Genomic DNA, 15,518 nt, shown 5'->3' on the forward strand with positions numbered 1-15,518 from the left:
GTAGTCGCAAACCACAGGAGGTCTGCGACGTGAAAATCTGCATTCTGGGGGCCGGAGCCCTGGGTTGCGCCATTGGCGCGGCCTTGAGCGAGGCGGGGCATGAAACCTGGCTGTTGAACCGTGGCCGTGCCCATGTGGAGGCGATGAACCAGCACGGGTTGCAGGTACAGGACGAACGCGGCGAGCGCCACGTGCGGGTCAATGCCGCGATCGACGCCGAAGACGTCGGCGTGGCTGACCTGGTGGTGGTGCTGGTCAAGTCGTTCCACACCGCCGAGGCCATTGCCGGCGCCAGCGCGCTGATCGGGCCGCAGACACTGGTGCTGTCGCTGCAGAACGGCCTGGGCCACGAGGATATCCTGGCCGAGGCCGTAGGGCGCGAACGGGTGTTGGCGGGCAAGACCTACGTCGGCGGCGTGCTGCTGGCGCCGGGTTCGATACGCGCTGGCGTGGCAGGCAAGCAGACCTTCATCGGCGAGCTGGACGGCCAGCTGACGCCCCGCGTGCAAGCCATTGCAGCGGCCTTCAGCGGCGCCGGGTTGGCCACCACGGTCAGCGACAACATCCTTGGCACCATGTGGGACAAGCTGCTGGTCAACGTTGCCACCGGCGCGCTGAGCGGCATCACCATGCTCAGCTACGGCCAGCTGTACAGCGAGCCGCTGCTGGAGAGCACCGCCAAGGCAGCGGTGGCCGAAGCCATCGCCGTGGCCGAGCGCGCCGGCATCCGCCTGAGCCTGACCAGCCCCGAGGCCGCCTGGACGTTGGCCGCCGAAGGCCTGCCGGCGAGCTTCCGCACCTCGATGCTGCAGAGCCTGGAAAAGGGCTCGATCACCGAAATCGACTACATCAACGGCGCTGTCGTGCGCTGGGGCCAGCGCCACGGCGTGGCCACGCCGGTCAACGCGACCCTGGTGGCCTGTATCAAGGGCATCGAACGCGCCATGGCCGATCACCAGAAAAGGGAGAACCCATGAGCCAGCCAAAAGCCTACCTCGAACACGTCGCATTCTGGGTGCGTGACATCCAGTGGCACATCCGCTTCTTCAGCGAAGTGTGCGGCATGACCATGCGCGAAGTGCAGGGCGACGTCGAGCAGCCCGCGCAGTACTGGACCCTCGGTGGCCTGCAGTTCATCCACCAGCCGGACTTCGCCGGCCCGGAAGGGCGCATGGCGCATCTGGGCATCATGTGCGAAGACCTCGAGGCCACCCTGGCGGCCGCCCAGCGCTTCGGCGTCAGCCAAATGCCCCAGGGCCACAACTGGCTGCGCCTGCCCGACGGCCTGGCGGTGGAGTTCATCCAGGCGATGCCGGCCAAGTGCGTCGCCCAGGCCCTGGCCATTGACCCGCGGGCCGAGGTGCAGGCATGAGCGTGGTGGAAAAATACTGGGACGATGCCCGCGAAGGCGACGAGTGCATCAGCCCCACCTATACCGTGACCCGTGAGCGCATCCTGGCCTACGCCGACCTCACCGGTGACCACACCCCGGTGCACGTCGACGAGGACTATGCCAATGCCAGCCACTTCGGCTGCCTGGTTGCCCACGGCCTGTTCGGGCTGTCCATCGCCGATGGCCTGAAAACCCAGTGCGAGTACCGCTTCCTGCCGGGCATGTCGCTGGGCTGGACCTGGGACTTCGTGCGGCCGATCAAGGTCAACGATGTGCTGCACGTGCGCATGCGCGTGGGGGCGATGCGCCCGAGCAACAGCCGCCCGGGCTGGGGCATCGTGGTCTTGCCGTCGGAACTGATCAACCAGCACGGCGAAGTCGTGCAGCGCGGTGAGCACCGCCTGATGGTGCCCAGGAGGGTAGAAGCATGAGCCAGGCACTGCCATTGGCGGGTATCCGCGTCATCGATTACAGCCACTTCCTTGCCGGGCCCTATGTGGGCCGCTGCCTGGCGGCGCTGGGCGCCGAGGTGATCAAGGTCGAACGGCCGGGCAGCGGCGATGCCGGCCGCCAGCACGCGTTCACCCTGGATGACCAGCAGAGTGGTTACTTCCTGCAGTTGAACATGGGCAAGCAGGGCGTCAGCGTGAACATGAAGGACCCGCGCGGCAAGGCCTTCATGCAGCGCTTGACCGACTCGGCCGACGTGTTCATCGAAAACTACCGCCCCGGCGCCCTGGACAAACTGGGCCTGGGCTATGCCGAACTGGCCGCGCGCAATCCGCGCCTGGTGTATTGCTCGATTTCCGCCTACGGCCATACCGGGCCAGACGCACACCGCGCCGGCTTCGGGCTGATCGCCGAGGCCAAGAGCGGGATCATGCAGATGGTCGGCGTACCCGGCGAAGCGCCGCCGCTGCTGCGGATTTCCCTGGGCGACATGTACACCGGCATCCATGCCGTGGCCGCGATCAATGCGGCGTTGCTGGGCCGGGTCAGCAGCGGCCGTGGGCAGCATATCGACATGGCCCTGTACGACACGCTGGTGTCGATGCATGAGTACGCGGTGCAGTGCTACACCTTGTCCGACGGCACCGTGCTGCCCGAGCAGACTGGCCATGACATGCCCACCTCGACCTTGTACGGCGTGTTCCGCGCCGCCGATGGCGACCTGGTGATCGCGGCCCAGGTCGACGATGCCTGGCAGCGCTTTGCCGCCATGCTTGAAGCCAATGGCGGCCCGCCCGGGTTTGGCAGCGACAAGCGCTACCACAGCCTCAACGGTCGCAATGCCCACCGCCAGGCGATCCTGGCCGTGGTCCGCGACTGGGTCGGCGCCCGGCAGGTGGCCGAAATCCTGCGACTGCTGGATGGCATCGACATCCCCAGTGCCAAGGTGCAGCGCATCGACGAGGTACTGGCCGACCCGCAGATCCAGGCGCGCAACATGGTCATCGAACAGCAGCACCCGCGCTACGGCACCTTGCGCCTGCCCAACCTGCCGTTCCGCTTTTCCGACTGCGACACGACGATCCACCAGGTGGCCCCGGACCTTGGCCAGCACAACGCCGAAGTGGCCGCGGCACTTGGCTTCAGCCCTGAAGAAATCACCGCCATGCAGGCAGACGGTGTGCTGTTCACCCACGGAGATGCACGATGAGCGACCGCTACGCAGTGATCGGCCGGCCGATCAACCACACCAAGTCCCCCTTGATTCATGGCCTGTTCGCCGAGGCCAGCGGCCAGACCCTGGAGTACGGCGCCATCGAGGGCGAACTCGAGGGCTTCGAGGCCCAGGTACTGAAATTTCGCAGTGAAGGCGGGCTGGGCATGAACATCACCGCGCCGTTCAAGCTGCGCGCCTTCGAACTGGCCGACCGGCGCAGCGAGCGTGCGCAGCTGGCACGGGCGGCCAATGCGCTGAAATTCGAGGATGGCCGCATCGTTGCCGAAAACTTCGATGGCATCGGCCTGCTGCGGGATATCGAACAGAACCTGGGCGAACCGCTGCGCAACCGCCGGGTGCTGTTGCTCGGTGCCGGTGGCGCGGTGCGCGGCGCCCTGCTGCCGTTCCTGCAGGCCGGTCCGCGTGAACTGGTGATCGCCAACCGCGACATGGCCAAGGCGCTGACCTTGCGCAACGAGCTGGATCATCCGTTGCTGCGTATCAGCCGTTATGAGGAACTGGAGGGGCAAGCTTTCGATATCGTGGTCAACGCTACCTCCGCGAGCCTGACCGGTGAGTTGCCGCCGCTGCCCGCTGATGTGCTGGGCCAGGCGCGCCTGGCCTATGAACTGGCATACGGCAAAGGTCTGACACCGTTCCTGCGCATGGCCCAGGAGCAAGGTGTGGCGCGCCTGGCCGATGGGGTCGGCATGCTGGTGGAGCAGGCGGCAGAGGCGTTTGCCTGGTGGCGCGGGGTACGGCCTGAAACCCGTGCCGTGATCGACCGCCTGACCATCCCCCTGGAGTGAGCCATGGCCGCCAATGTCTTGATGCTGCACGGCATCAACCACAACATGTTCGGCAAGCGCGACCCGCGCCAGTACGGCACGGCCACCCTTGCCGACATCGATCAAGCCCTGCAGGCGTTGGGCGAGGAGCTCGGCGCGCGGGTCGAGAGCTTCCAGACCAACTACGAAGGGGCGATGTGCGAGCGCATCCATCGGGCTTATGAGGAGCGGGTGGATGCCGTGCTGATCAATGCCGGAGCCTGGACCCATTACAGCTACGGCATTCGTGATGCTCTGGCCATTGTCGAGGCGCCGGTGGTTGAAGTGCATATGTCGAACATCCATGCTAGAGAGCTGTTCCGCCATCACTCGGTGTTCGCCGAGGTGGTGCGCGGGCAGATCTGCGGATTCGGTGTCGAGACCTACCTGCTGGCTCTGCGTGCCGCATTGAAGATGATCTGAACATTCATGCAGAACCTGTGGGAGCGGGCTCGCCCGCGAACACCGGCGAAGCCGGTGCCAGTCACCGCGGTGCCAGCTTCGCGGGCAAGCCCGCTTCCACAGGGAGGTGATTGCCCACTTCCCATGCCCCAGCAGAAGGACCTGTAACCGTGGCAAATCCAGCAGTCCCGAACCCCGCCCGCCAAGCCACCGGCATCGCCTTGTTGGTCGCCGTCACCTTCTTCATGGAAAACCTCGACGCCACCGTCATCGCCACGGCGCTGCCGCAGATGGCCAGCGACTTCGGCGAGAACCCGGTGAGCCTGAACATCGGCATCAGTGCCTACTTGCTGGCGGTGGCAGTGTTCATCCCGCTCAGTGGCTGGGTGGCCGACCGTTTTGGCGCCCGCCAGGTGTTCGCCGGGGCCATCGGCCTGTTTACCCTGGCCTCGTGGCTCTGCGGCCTGGCCCCCAACCTGGAAACGTTCGTCGCCGCGCGGGTGCTGCAAGGCATTGGCGGTGCGCTGATGGTGCCGGTCGGCCGGCTGGTGGTGCTGCGTACCACCGAGAAGCAGGACCTGGTGAAAATGCTCGCGGTGATCACCTGGCCCGGGCTGGTGGCGCCGGTACTGGGCCCGCCCATCGGCGGGCTGATCGTCACGCACCTGGCGTGGCCATGGATCTTCTACCTGAACATCCCGCTTGGCCTGCTGGCCATGGCGGCAGCGTGGTGGCTGATTCCCGCCACCTGTTGCAGCGAAGCACGGCGCTTCGACCTGCTGGGCTTCGTGTGGCTCGCCTCGGCCTGCGCCGCGTGGCTGATCGGCCTGGAAATGCTCGGTTCACTGGGCGCTGGCAGCCTGCGTGCCGGGGCGGCACTGGTGGCCTTGGGCGGGCTGCTGAGCTGGCTGGCGATCCGCCATTGCCAGCGCCACCCGGCACCGCTGTTGCCACTGGCGGCCCTGAGCATCGCCACGTTCCGGGCCAGTATCGTTGGCGGCACATTGTTCCGCCTGTCGATCAGCGCCTTGCCGTTCCTCATTCCGCTGTTGCTGCAGGTCGGTTTTGGCCTGTCTGCGGTGGATGCCGGCTTGCTGGTGCTGGCGATCTTCGCCGGCAACCTGGCCATGAAGCCGTTCACCACCGGCTTGCTGCGCCGCTATGGTTTCCGCCGGGTGTTGCTGGTCAATGGCCTGATCGGTGTCGGCTGCATCCTGGCCTGCCTGGGGTTGCAGCAGGGCATGCCGTGGTACTGGATGGCACTGGTGCTGTTCGTAGGCGGGCTGTCGCGTTCGATGCAGTTCACCACCTACAACGCTGTCGGTTTCTCTGAAGTGCCCAAGCAGCAGATGGGGGAGGCGTCGACGCTGTTCAGCATGTTCTTCCAGCTGGCGATGGCCTTGGGCGTTGCCGTGGTGGCGCTTCTGTTGCGCGTGTCGATGATGGTGCGCGGCGCTGAGGGCGGGATGACAGTCAGCGACTTCCACTGGGCACTGCTCGGTGTGGCGCTGATTGCCTGTGTCGCGCTGGTCGATGCCGTGCGCCTGCCCGGCAATGCCGGCGAGCAGGTATTGCGCACCTGATCGGCATTGCGGCCACCTGGGTGGCCGCAATGCCCGGGGTTATCAGGTCTACACGGCGCTGGTTGCCGGGGCCTTGCGCTTGCTCATCAGCCCGTAGTAGCAGGCTGCCGGGAACAGCAGACCAACCACCCAGGCAAGGTCAACGCCCTGCAGCGAGGCCGCGACCGGCCCCACGTAGAGGGAGGTGTTCATGAACGGGATCTCCAACGCGATGGTGGCGAGGAACACGCCGACCGCGATCCCGTTCACCCGGCCATAAATGCCCGCGGGGTCGAAGATGTCGGCAATCTGGTAGACCCCTTTGCGCAGCGCGTAGTAGTCCACCAGGTTGATTGCGGTCCAAGGGATCAGGAAATAGCTCATGAAGAAGATGAAGTTCAGGAAGAACTGGATGAAGTCATCCTGGGCCAAGGTGCACAACGCCGTCGCCAGGGCACAGATGACCAGCATGAAGCTGGCGCGCACCCCAGGGGTGACCTTCAGCGCCGCGAACGGCTCGATCACCGTCACGGTCGACATGAAGGCGCCATACAGGTTGAACACGTTGATTGCGATCTGCCCGTAGAGCACGAACGCCACCGCCAGCAAGGTCCCGCCACCGAGCACGCCAAGCAGGTGCAGGCCGACGTTGTCGGTAAAACCGGCGACGGCCTTGGCCAGTACGGCGCCCAGCAGCATCATCCAGCTACCGCCGATGACCGTGCCCGCGTAGCTGTACCAGAACACCTGGCGCGTGGATGTACGGGTCGGCAGATAGCGCGAGTAGTCGGCCACATACGGGGCGTATGACAGCTGCCAGGTCACCGCAATGCTCACCGAGGCCAGGAAGCTGGCCAGGTGGAAGCCTTGCGCGGTCCATTGGTCAGGCTCTATCGGCAGCGCCAGGGCGAGCAGGGTGGCGATGCCGAAGACCACGATCGACAGCAGCGACAGCAACTTCTGCAGGCGGTGGATGAGCGTGTAGCCGAATAGTGCCACCAGGAAGCACAGGCCACCGAGCAGGGCGATGTTCCCGCCATTGCCCAACGGGCTGGCGCTGGCGATGGCCTGGGCGGCCAGCAGCGTGTTGCTGACGAAGAAACCCAGGTAGATGAGCATCACGAACAGCAACGGCACGATCGCGCCGAACACGCCGAACTGCGCCCGGCTCTGGATCATCTGTGGGATGCCCAGCCGAGGGCCCTGGGCGGAATGCGAAGCCATGAAGATGGCGCCGATCAACGAGCCGAGCAGAATCGACAGCGCGCTCCAGAACAGGTTGAGCCCCAGGCTGATCGGCAGCACACCTGCGGCCACAGTGGTGATGTTGGCGTTGGCGCCAAACCAGACGAAGAACAGCGAACGCGGTTCGCCATGGCGCTCGGCTTCCGGGATGAAGTCGATGCTTCTTTTCTCTACTTTCATGTCGTTCTCCGCTCAGCGTTGGGCAGCAAGTTGGCGTTCGAAGCGCGCAATCGTCTGCACGAACGCGTCTGGCTCGAAGGCAAGGTGGTCGGGTTCTGCGCTGAGCACTGAGGTCGCCGGCTGGTTGTTCCAGTGCTGCAGCAACTGCTCGGTGGAGAAGATTTCCAGCCCGTAGAGCCAGTTGGAGAGAATGAACAGTGCCGAGTAGTGGGCGGCGAGCGTGGTTGCCGTGCAGGCGTCGGCGACCAGCACCAGCTTGAAGTCGTGCTGGTAGGCATCGAACAGGCTGCTCATCACGCACACGTCGGTCAGTACACCGATCACCACCAGGCGCGTGATGCCGCGGCATTTCAAGGTCTGGGCCAGGCGCGTGCCGTGGAAGGCGCTGTAGCGCTGCTTGTCGATCACCACGTCGGCAGCCTGCGGTGCCAGGGCATCGATGATTTCGATGGCCGGCGTACCGGCGCAGTAAGTGGTTGGCCGGCCTTGCGCGTCCACCGGTTCGCCGAATGCCAGGTTGCGGCCCAGCGCATCGTTGACGTGGCGGGTGTAGAACAGCGGCAGATTGCGCCGGCGGGCGCCGTCAATCAGCGCGGCCGCGTTGTTGATCACTTTGTCGAAGCGCGGCAGGGGGAAGCTGTCTTCCCGCTGCAGGTCAATCACGAGCATGGCGGTGTCTTGAGTCATCGGATTTCTTCCAGGTGCAGTACACCGGGCGCTGCACCAAGGGCGCGTCAGGCGGTTCTGCGGATACAGGTGCGCGGGCGCCGCGACAGCGGTGCCTGCGTGAGGCGAGCGCAACGCTCGTGGAAGGAATCAGTCGACTATCTGCCAGAAACCGTTCTGCTTGGCGGCGACTGCGGCGCGAAGGCGTTGCAACGTGACCTGCAACGGCCCGGCCGCTCGGCGCAGGAACCCGTGCATGGCCCCGCATGGCACAGCGTGCACCCGGCCAGTGAGGCGGGTGCGAAATGTGCCAACGATGGAGGGGAGGCGGGCCATGAGCAGATCACTCGAGACAATCGTGCAGTCATGCAAAGCAAGACGCGGGCCATTGCCGCCAATGTGCCGGGAGTAGCGAGTTTGACGGGTCGCGCTCGGCAGTGTTACTAACTGGCATGTGGTATGCCGTAATACTGTGATACCAAACGTAGCAACCCACCGCTTCAGGCACCCTTGCGCGATACCATTGCAGTCAGGGCTGCCTTTGCGTCGTCGCTGTTAAGCCGCTCGATGAACAGCAGGCCTTCCTTGGCCACCGTCGCGGCCAGGGCTTCGCGCTGGGCGTCCTTGAGCAAACGCCTGCTGATACGCAGGGCATCGGCCGGCAGCTGCTGCAGGCGCCGCGCCAGCGTGACGGCGGCGGCCAGGCATTGCGCGCCATCGTCGTACAGTTCGCTCGCCAGCCCCCACTGCACGGCCTGTTCGCCATTGAGCGCCTGGTTGCACAGCAGCAGCTGCGCAGCCCGCGCATGCCCCAGCATCTGCGGCAGCAACAGGCTCGCGCCAAACTCCGGGCACACGCCCAGTGCCACGAACGGCGTGCGCAGTCTGGCGTCACGGCTGACCAGCACCTGGTCGCAGTGCAGCAGCAGCGTGGTACCAATGCCGATCGCAGGCCCGGCAACCGCAGCGATCAGCGGTTTGTCCAGCGCCAGCACCGCCCACATCATGCGAAACACCGGGCTCTGCAGGTCGGTCGGCGGCTGCTCGAGAAAGTCCGGCAGGTCGTTGCCGGCGGTGAAGCATTCGGTGCTACCGGTGATCAGGATCACCTCGACCTGCGGGTCACTGTTGGCCGCTTCGAACAGCTCTGCCAGCCGTGTGTACATGGCGTTGGTCAGTGCATTGAGTTTGTCTGCACGGTTCAGGCGCAGGGTCAGCAGGCCTTCGTCGAGTTGCGAGTGGATCAGGTCGGTCATGGGCGGCGCCTCTGTTGTTGTTATCGTGCCCGAGTATAAACAGGCTATCGCGAGCGAGGCGAGTTGCTATACAGTCGTTCAACTGCGCGCCCCATGAGAGCCACCGATGACCCAAGAAGCCCGCTTCAGCCGCATGCTGCCCGAACTGCGCAAGGCCAACCTGGTCGAGGCCACCCTGGCCTGCCTGAAGCGCCATGGTTTCCAGGGGGCTTCGATCCGCAAGATCTCCGCCGAAGCCGGCGTCTCGGTGGGCCTGATCAGCCACCATTATTCGGGCAAGGACGAGTTGGTCGCCGAAGCCTACATGGCCGTCACCGGCCGGGTCATGCAACTGCTGCGCGAGGCCATGGCCCAGGTCGCGCCCAACGCCCGCGAACGGCTGTCGGCGTTCTTCCGTGGCTCGTTCAGCGCCGAACTGCTCGACCCGCAACTGCTCGATGCCTGGCTGGCGTTCTGGGGCGCGGTGAAAACCGCCGAGGCGATCAACCAGGTGCACGACCATTCCTATGGCGAGTACCGCCGCGAGTTGCGCACGCTGCTGGCTGAACTGGCCCGGGAGGAGGGCTGGGAACACTTCGATGCCGACCTCGCCGCCATCAGCCTCAGCGCCTTGCTCGATGGCCTGTGGCTGGAGTCCGGGCTGAACCCGGGCACCTTCACCCCGGCCCAGGGCGTGCAGATCTGCGAGGCCTGGGTCGATGGCCTGCAGGCCGGCGGTCGGCAACGCTTCACCAGCACCCCAGAGGGCTGTTGATCGACCGTTCAGCAATCGCTAGTCTTGGCCCACTCTAATAAAAAAATCGCCTTCGGGCGCCTCAGGACTACCCGCAATGACCTCTCAGGTACTGATCGTCGATGACGATCCGCTGATTCGTGACTTGCTCCAGGCCTACCTGTCCCAGGAAGGCTATACCGTCCACTGCGCCGCCACCGCGGAACAGGCCGAAACGCTGCTGAGCGAGCAGCCGGTGGAACTGGTGATGCTGGACATCCGCCTGCCCGGCAAGGACGGCCTGACCCTGACCCGCGAGTTGCGGGTGCGCTCGGAAGTGGGGATCATCCTGATCACCGGTCGCAACGACGAAATCGACCGCATCGTCGGCCTGGAGTGCGGCGCCGACGACTATGTCAGCAAACCGCTCAACCCTCGCGAACTGGTGTCCCGGGCGAAGAACCTGATCCGTCGCGTGCGCCACGCCCAGGGCGCTCGGCCGGCCAGCGTGGCCAATGTCACCCTCAAGCAGTTCGGCGACTGGTCGCTGGACTGCGACCGCCGCCGCCTGATCGATGCTCAAGGCGGCGAAACCCTGTTGACCCACGGCGAGTTCCAGTTGCTCAGCGTGTTCCTGCGCAACAGTGGCCACACCCTGAGCCGCGACCAGCTGATGGACCAGATCCGTAATCGTGAGTGGGTGCCTAACGACCGCTCCATCGACGTGCTGGTCGGCCGCCTGCGCCGCAAGCTGCACGACGACCCCGCCGAGCCTGAACTGATCATCACCATCCACGGCGCCGGCTACCTGTTCACCGCCAGCGTGGCCGCGTGAGCAAGTACCTGGTCGGCCTGCTGGTGCTGCTGGCCAGCGGCGCGCTGCAGGCCGCCGGCAGCGTGCGCTACTGCGATTACCCGGTGTACCCACCGGTGTCCTGGAGCGATGGCAAGCAGCCGCGCGGGCTGGCGCCGACGGTGGTCCGCGAGCTGTTCGGGCGGCTGGGCTACCGGGTCGAAATGGTCGTGCTGGGCAACTGGCAACGCTGCCTGCTCGACGCTGCCGAAGGGCGGGTGGATGTGGTGCTGGCCTACACCTCGGAGCAGCGCGCCAGAACCATGCGCTTTTCCCAGGTGCCGGTACTGCGCGAGGAGGTGGCGGTGTTCGCCAACCGCCAGCACCCGCTGCAGTTCGACACGCTCGAAGACCTGGCCCGCTACCGTGGCGGGCTGTTGTTCGGTGAAAGCTACGGCCCGGCATTCGACCATTTCGTGGCGCAGCACCAGAACATCGAGTGGGTGTCGGACAGTGGGCAGAACTTCGGCAAGCTGATTCGCGGGCGTATCGACTTTGTGGTCCAGGAACGGCGCACCGGCCAGCTGTTCGTCGAGCACCTGCCCGGTGCCCAGGACATCGTTGCGCTACCACCGGCCCTGAGCGTCGACTACCTGCGCGTGGCGGTGTCACGCCATTCACCGTTGAGCGAGCGCATGGGCGACATCGACGCGCAACTGCAGCAGATGACCGACGCCGGCGAGCTGGAGCGCTGGCTGCATGAAAGCGAGGTCACCTACCGCGACATGGTCAAGCAGCCATGATGCGCCTGCAACCGGGTGGCCTGCTGCGGCGGCTGTTGCTGTTCATCCTGCTGTTCAGCCTGTGCTTCACGGTGCTGGCCAGCAGCGTGCAGCTGTATTTCGAGTACCGTCGCGAAATGCGCGAGATCGATGCGCGCATGGCGTTGATCCGCGCCGGCTACCTGGCCAGCCTGGAGCGCAGCCTGTGGGACCTCAACCAGGAGCAGCTGAACGTGCAGTTGCGTGGGCTGGTGGACTTTTCCGATGTGGCGCTGGTGCGCCTGAACAGTGCCGACTTCACCTTGCAGCAAGGTGATCCGAACCCGCAGGGGCCGCTGCGGGTCGAGCGCTTTGCGCTGGACTACCAGCCGCCTTCCGGGCCTGTGCGGCACCTGGGCGAGCTGGAGGTGAGCATTGACCTGGGCGCGGTGCACCGGCGGCTGTTCGCCACCGGCCTGACCAGCCTGCTGTGGATGAGCGTGTTCCTTTGCGGCCTGGCGCTGGCGTTGTCGGGATTGTTCTACCGCCTGGTCACCCGCCACCTGCAGGTGATGGCCGACTTCGCCCGGCGCATCGGTGCCGGGCAATGGCACGAGCCACTGCGCCTGAACAAGCGCCGCTCGCCCCATGCCGACGAAATCGACAGCGTGGCGCTGGCACTGGAGGACATGCGCCGGGCCATCCTCAGTGACAGCGAACGCCGTGAAACCGACCGCCTGGCCTTGCAGGACAAGCGCGACGAACTGCAGAAGCAGGTCGAGCGGCGCACGGCGAGCCTGATGCGTGCCAAGGACGATGCCGAAGCGGCCAACCTGGCCAAGTCGCGCTTCCTCGCCACCATGAGCCATGAACTGCGCACGCCGCTCAACGGCATTCTCGGCATGGCCGAGCTGCTGCGTGGCGCCGGGCTCGCTGCGGCGGACCGTCTGCGCCTGGAGGCCTTGTACAAGGCCGGCGAGGGGTTACTGAGCATCCTCAACGAGGTGCTGTATTTTGCCCGCCTCGAAGAGGGCGAAAGCCGCCCCGAGGCGGTGGATTTCTCCTTGCGCCAGTTGTGTGCCGAGGTCGTGACCCTGCTCGAACCCCGTGCGCTGGCCAACCACAGCCTGGTGCTGTGCCGCCTCGACCCGCAGCTGGCCACCTACCAGCACGGCGCCGAGCAGTACCTGCGCCAGGTCCTGAGCAACCTGCTGGCCAACGCGATCAAGTTCACCGAGGGTGGCGAGATCCTCGTCGACGTGCAGGTGTTGCAGGGGCAACCCGGGCGGCAGCGTCTGCGTTTGAGCGTCACCGACGATGGCATCGGCATCTGCGAGGCGATGCAGCCGAAGATCTTCGACCGTTTCGTCCAGGCCAGCGAGGCGGTCGCCCGCCGCTATGGCGGCACCGGCCTGGGGCTGGCGATCAGCAAGCACCTGGTCGAGCAGATGGGCGGGCAGATTGGAGTGCGCAGCCGCGAGGGAGAAGGCAGCTGTTTCTGGTTGGAGCTGGAGCTGCAAACGGCGCTGGCGCCGCCGGCCCAGGCGCTGGCAGAGCGCGCCGCGGTACCGCTGCACATTCTGGTGGTGGAAGACGTGGCCCTGAACCGTGAAGTGGTGCGCGGGCTGCTGGAGCGCGACGGCCATGAAGTCTGGCTGGCCGAGGATGCCGAGCAGGGCTTGCAGCTGTGTGCACAGCGGCGCTTCGACCTGCTCCTGCTGGATGTGCACCTGCCAGGCCTCAGTGGCGTGGAGCTGTGCCGGCAGTTGCGTGCCGGCGCCACGCCCAACCGCGATACGCGCATCCTGGCACTGACCGCCAGTGTTCAGCCGGGGCTGGTGCGTGCCTATCTGGATGCCGGCATGCAGGGTGTGCTGGGCAAGCCGCTGAAGCTTGCGAACCTGCGCCAGGCCCTGGCGGGCCAGTGCCAGGAGGCACCGTCGGCAACCCCGGCGTGGCTTGACCATGAGTTGCTGAGCACGCACCGCACGCTGCTCGGCGAGCAGAAGCTGCAGGGCCTGCTGGCTGGCTTGCGCGATGGCCTGGCGCAACAGCGCCAGCCCCTGCTCGAAGCGGTCGACGCAGGCGACTGCACCGAGGTGACTCACCTGGCCCACCGTTTGGCCGGCAGCAGCGACTCCATGGGCCTGTGCGGCCTGGCGGCGACTCTGCGCCGGCTTGAAGCGCGTGCCCTGGCCCGTGACAAGCCAGGGGTGCGTGCCATGGCGCCATTGCTGCACGAGCAGTTGCAACGTGCGCAAAACAGCCTGGCCGAACTGCTGGCCGCCTGAGCGACAAAATCCTTACGACTTTTTACATCTTTGATCTTTACGATCAATCGGGCCTTACATCGCTTTCCAATAATCGCATTCAACCGCTGAACACGCGGTCTTCGACGCTTATTGGAGATAATAATAATGAAAGGCCGTAAAGCTGAAGGTATCCACCTCACACGGGCATTGAAGAGCCGGCACATCTTCATGCTCTCGCTCGGTGGCGTGATCGGCACCGGGCTGTTCATGGGCTCGGGGGTGACCATCAACCAGGGCGGGCCGGTGGGCGCGATCCTGGCCTACCTGGTGGCCGGTCTCCTGATGTACCTGGTGATGGTCTGCCTGGGTGAACTGTCGGTGCAGATGCCGGTGTCCGGTTCGTTCCAGGCCCACGCGACGAAATTCATCGGCCCGGCCACCGGCTTCATGATCGGCTGGGTGTACTGGATGAGCTGGGCCACCACCGTGGGCCTGGAGTTCACCGCCGCTGGCATGCTGATGGAACGCTGGTTCCCCGGGGTGCCGATCTGGTACTGGTCGGCGCTGTTCGTTGCGGTGCTGTTCGGCATCAACGCGTTGGCCACCCGCGCCTTCGGTGAGGCGGAATACTGGTTTGCCGGCATCAAGGTGGCGGCAATTCTTGGCTTCATCATCGTCGGTGTGCTGGTGATCTTCGGCGGCATTTCGCTGAACAGCGGGGCGCCGGCGCCGATGATGAGCAACCTGATCGGCGATTCGCTGTTCCCCAATGGCCTGTCGGCGGTGTTCGCGGTGATGATGACCGTGGTCTATGCCTTCCAGGGCTGCGAGATCATGGGCGTGGCGGCGGGCGAGACCGACCAGCCGGAAAAGAGCATCCCGCGGGCCGTGCGCAACGTGGTGTTCCGCGTGCTGATTTTCTATGTGCTGGCGATCGTGGTGCTGTCGGCGATCGTGCCGTGGCAGCAGGCCGGGCTGATGGAAAGCCCGTTCGTGCAGGTGTTCGACATGGTCGGCATTCCTTACGCCGCAGACCTGATGAACTTCGTGATCCTCACCGCGATTCTGTCGGTCGGCAACTCCGGGCTGTATGCCTCCACCCGCATCCTCTGGGCGATGTCCAAGACCGGCATGGCGCCGCGCAGCCTGTCGCCGCTGAGCAGCCGTGGCGTGCCGCTGCGGGCGCTGTTCATCACCTTGTGCTTCGCGCTGGTGTCGCTGATGACCAGCTTTGTCGCTGCCGACACGCTGTTCATGGTGCTGATGGCCGTGAGCGGCATGTCCGGCACGGTGACCTGGATCGTCATTGCCCTGGCCCAGTACCGCTTCCGCAAGCAGTTCTTGCGTGATGGCGGCCAGTTGAGCGAGCTCAAGTACCGCGCGCCGCTGTACCCGCTGGTGCCGTTGCTGTGCATCACCTTGTGCAGTTCGCTGTTTGTGTTCATGGCGATGGATGAGACGCAGCGGCCTTCGTTGTATTGGGGGTTTGGCTTTATCGCGCTGTGTTATGCGGCTTACTTTGTGGTGCAGCGCAAGCGCCAGGGGGTGGGGTTGGAAGTGCCGGTGGCATGAGAAGGGCTTGGTGTTGCATGGCGGGGTATTGAGTGAGGGCCGCAAGGTGTTCGCCGTTGTTCTTGCAGCGCCTGGGAGATCGAGCGCCGCCCGCGCGGCGCATCGCGAGCTTTGCTCGCTCCTACGTTTGTTTCGGGCCAGTAAAGCCTGTGACAGGCGCGCGCGACCGCCTGGTTTGTACGACGGGATGTCGCGCCATGCGCCAAGGCGTTCGCGCGCATATCCCCCAGG

At 65.3% G+C, this 15,518-nt stretch carries 16 protein-coding genes; 12 read left to right on the top strand and 4 right to left on the bottom strand.

The annotated features are described in order from the left end of the window. Nucleotides 1-29 precede the first annotated feature (29 nt). From OCX61_RS11305 to OCX61_RS11335, 7 genes are all read left to right on the top strand, one after another. Nucleotides 30-977, top strand: coding sequence for a ketopantoate reductase family protein (locus OCX61_RS11305; protein ID WP_261943868.1), 948 nt, complete (start codon nt 30-32; stop codon nt 975-977). Continuing rightward, nucleotides 974-1,372, top strand: a complete 399-nt coding sequence (locus tag OCX61_RS11310; protein ID WP_261943869.1) for a VOC family protein — start codon at nt 974-976, stop codon at nt 1,370-1,372. Before OCX61_RS11305 ends, OCX61_RS11310 begins: the two co-directional genes overlap by 4 nt. Next, nucleotides 1,369-1,824, top strand: a complete 456-nt coding sequence (locus OCX61_RS11315; RefSeq protein ID WP_261943870.1) for a MaoC family dehydratase — start codon at nt 1,369-1,371, stop codon at nt 1,822-1,824. Before OCX61_RS11310 ends, OCX61_RS11315 begins: the two co-directional genes overlap by 4 nt. Continuing rightward, nucleotides 1,821-3,053: a CaiB/BaiF CoA transferase family protein gene (locus tag OCX61_RS11320; RefSeq protein ID WP_261943871.1), complete on the top strand. Its 1,233-nt coding sequence runs from the start codon at nt 1,821-1,823 to the stop codon at nt 3,051-3,053. The genes OCX61_RS11315 and OCX61_RS11320 overlap by 4 nt, the downstream gene beginning before the upstream one ends. After that, nucleotides 3,050-3,868, top strand: coding sequence for a shikimate dehydrogenase (gene aroE / locus OCX61_RS11325; protein WP_261943872.1), 819 nt, complete (start codon nt 3,050-3,052; stop codon nt 3,866-3,868). Before OCX61_RS11320 ends, aroE begins: the two co-directional genes overlap by 4 nt. A gap of 3 nt (nt 3,869-3,871) precedes the next feature. Further along, entirely contained in the window at nt 3,872-4,309 is a 438-nt protein-coding gene (aroQ, locus tag OCX61_RS11330) for a type II 3-dehydroquinate dehydratase (RefSeq protein ID WP_261943873.1), read from the top strand. Nucleotides 4,310-4,458: 149 nt separating this feature from the next. Next, nucleotides 4,459-5,871 (top strand): MFS transporter, encoded by a 1,413-nt coding sequence (locus OCX61_RS11335; RefSeq protein ID WP_261943874.1) that lies wholly within the window; start codon nt 4,459-4,461, stop codon nt 5,869-5,871. 48 nt (nt 5,872-5,919) lie between these two features. On the opposite strand, the gene OCX61_RS11340 is transcribed toward OCX61_RS11335, so the two are convergent. From OCX61_RS11340 to OCX61_RS11355, 4 genes are all read right to left on the bottom strand, one after another. Beyond that, nucleotides 5,920-7,275: a purine-cytosine permease family protein gene (locus OCX61_RS11340; RefSeq protein ID WP_261943875.1), complete on the bottom strand. Its 1,356-nt coding sequence runs from the start codon at nt 7,273-7,275 to the stop codon at nt 5,920-5,922. A 12-nt stretch (nt 7,276-7,287) separates the two neighbouring features. Beyond that, nucleotides 7,288-7,962, bottom strand: coding sequence for a cysteine hydrolase family protein (locus OCX61_RS11345; RefSeq protein WP_261943876.1), 675 nt, complete (start codon nt 7,960-7,962; stop codon nt 7,288-7,290). A gap of 129 nt (nt 7,963-8,091) precedes the next feature. Continuing rightward, on the bottom strand, nt 8,092-8,277 hold the full coding sequence (locus OCX61_RS11350; protein ID WP_261943877.1) for a hypothetical protein: 186 nt from the start codon (nt 8,275-8,277) through the stop codon (nt 8,092-8,094). 164 nt (nt 8,278-8,441) lie between these two features. Continuing rightward, entirely contained in the window at nt 8,442-9,197 is a 756-nt protein-coding gene (locus tag OCX61_RS11355) for an enoyl-CoA hydratase-related protein (RefSeq protein WP_261943878.1), read from the bottom strand. A gap of 106 nt (nt 9,198-9,303) precedes the next feature. On the opposite strand from OCX61_RS11355, the gene OCX61_RS11360 reads away from it, so the two are divergent. From OCX61_RS11360 to OCX61_RS11380, 5 genes are all read left to right on the top strand, one after another. Next, complete coding sequence (locus tag OCX61_RS11360; protein ID WP_261943879.1) at nt 9,304-9,951, top strand: TetR family transcriptional regulator C-terminal domain-containing protein; 648 nt, start codon at nt 9,304-9,306, stop codon at nt 9,949-9,951. Nucleotides 9,952-10,027: 76 nt separating this feature from the next. Beyond that, on the top strand, nt 10,028-10,744 hold the full coding sequence (locus OCX61_RS11365) for a response regulator (RefSeq protein ID WP_261943880.1): 717 nt from the start codon (nt 10,028-10,030) through the stop codon (nt 10,742-10,744). After that, nucleotides 10,741-11,505 carry a substrate-binding periplasmic protein gene (locus tag OCX61_RS11370; protein WP_261943881.1) on the top strand — a complete coding sequence of 255 codons (765 nt, stop codon included), beginning with the start codon at nt 10,741-10,743 and terminating at the stop codon, nt 11,503-11,505. Before OCX61_RS11365 ends, OCX61_RS11370 begins: the two co-directional genes overlap by 4 nt. Next, on the top strand, nt 11,502-13,754 hold the full coding sequence (locus tag OCX61_RS11375) for an ATP-binding protein (RefSeq protein ID WP_261943882.1): 2,253 nt from the start codon (nt 11,502-11,504) through the stop codon (nt 13,752-13,754). Before OCX61_RS11370 ends, OCX61_RS11375 begins: the two co-directional genes overlap by 4 nt. Before the next feature lie 126 nt (nt 13,755-13,880). Next, complete coding sequence (locus OCX61_RS11380) at nt 13,881-15,287, top strand: amino acid permease (RefSeq protein ID WP_261943883.1); 1,407 nt, start codon at nt 13,881-13,883, stop codon at nt 15,285-15,287. Nucleotides 15,288-15,518: the final 231 nt, after the last annotated feature.

This window comes from Pseudomonas sp. LRP2-20, assembly GCF_024349685.1.
GTDB lineage: Bacteria > Pseudomonadota > Gammaproteobacteria > Pseudomonadales > Pseudomonadaceae > Aquipseudomonas.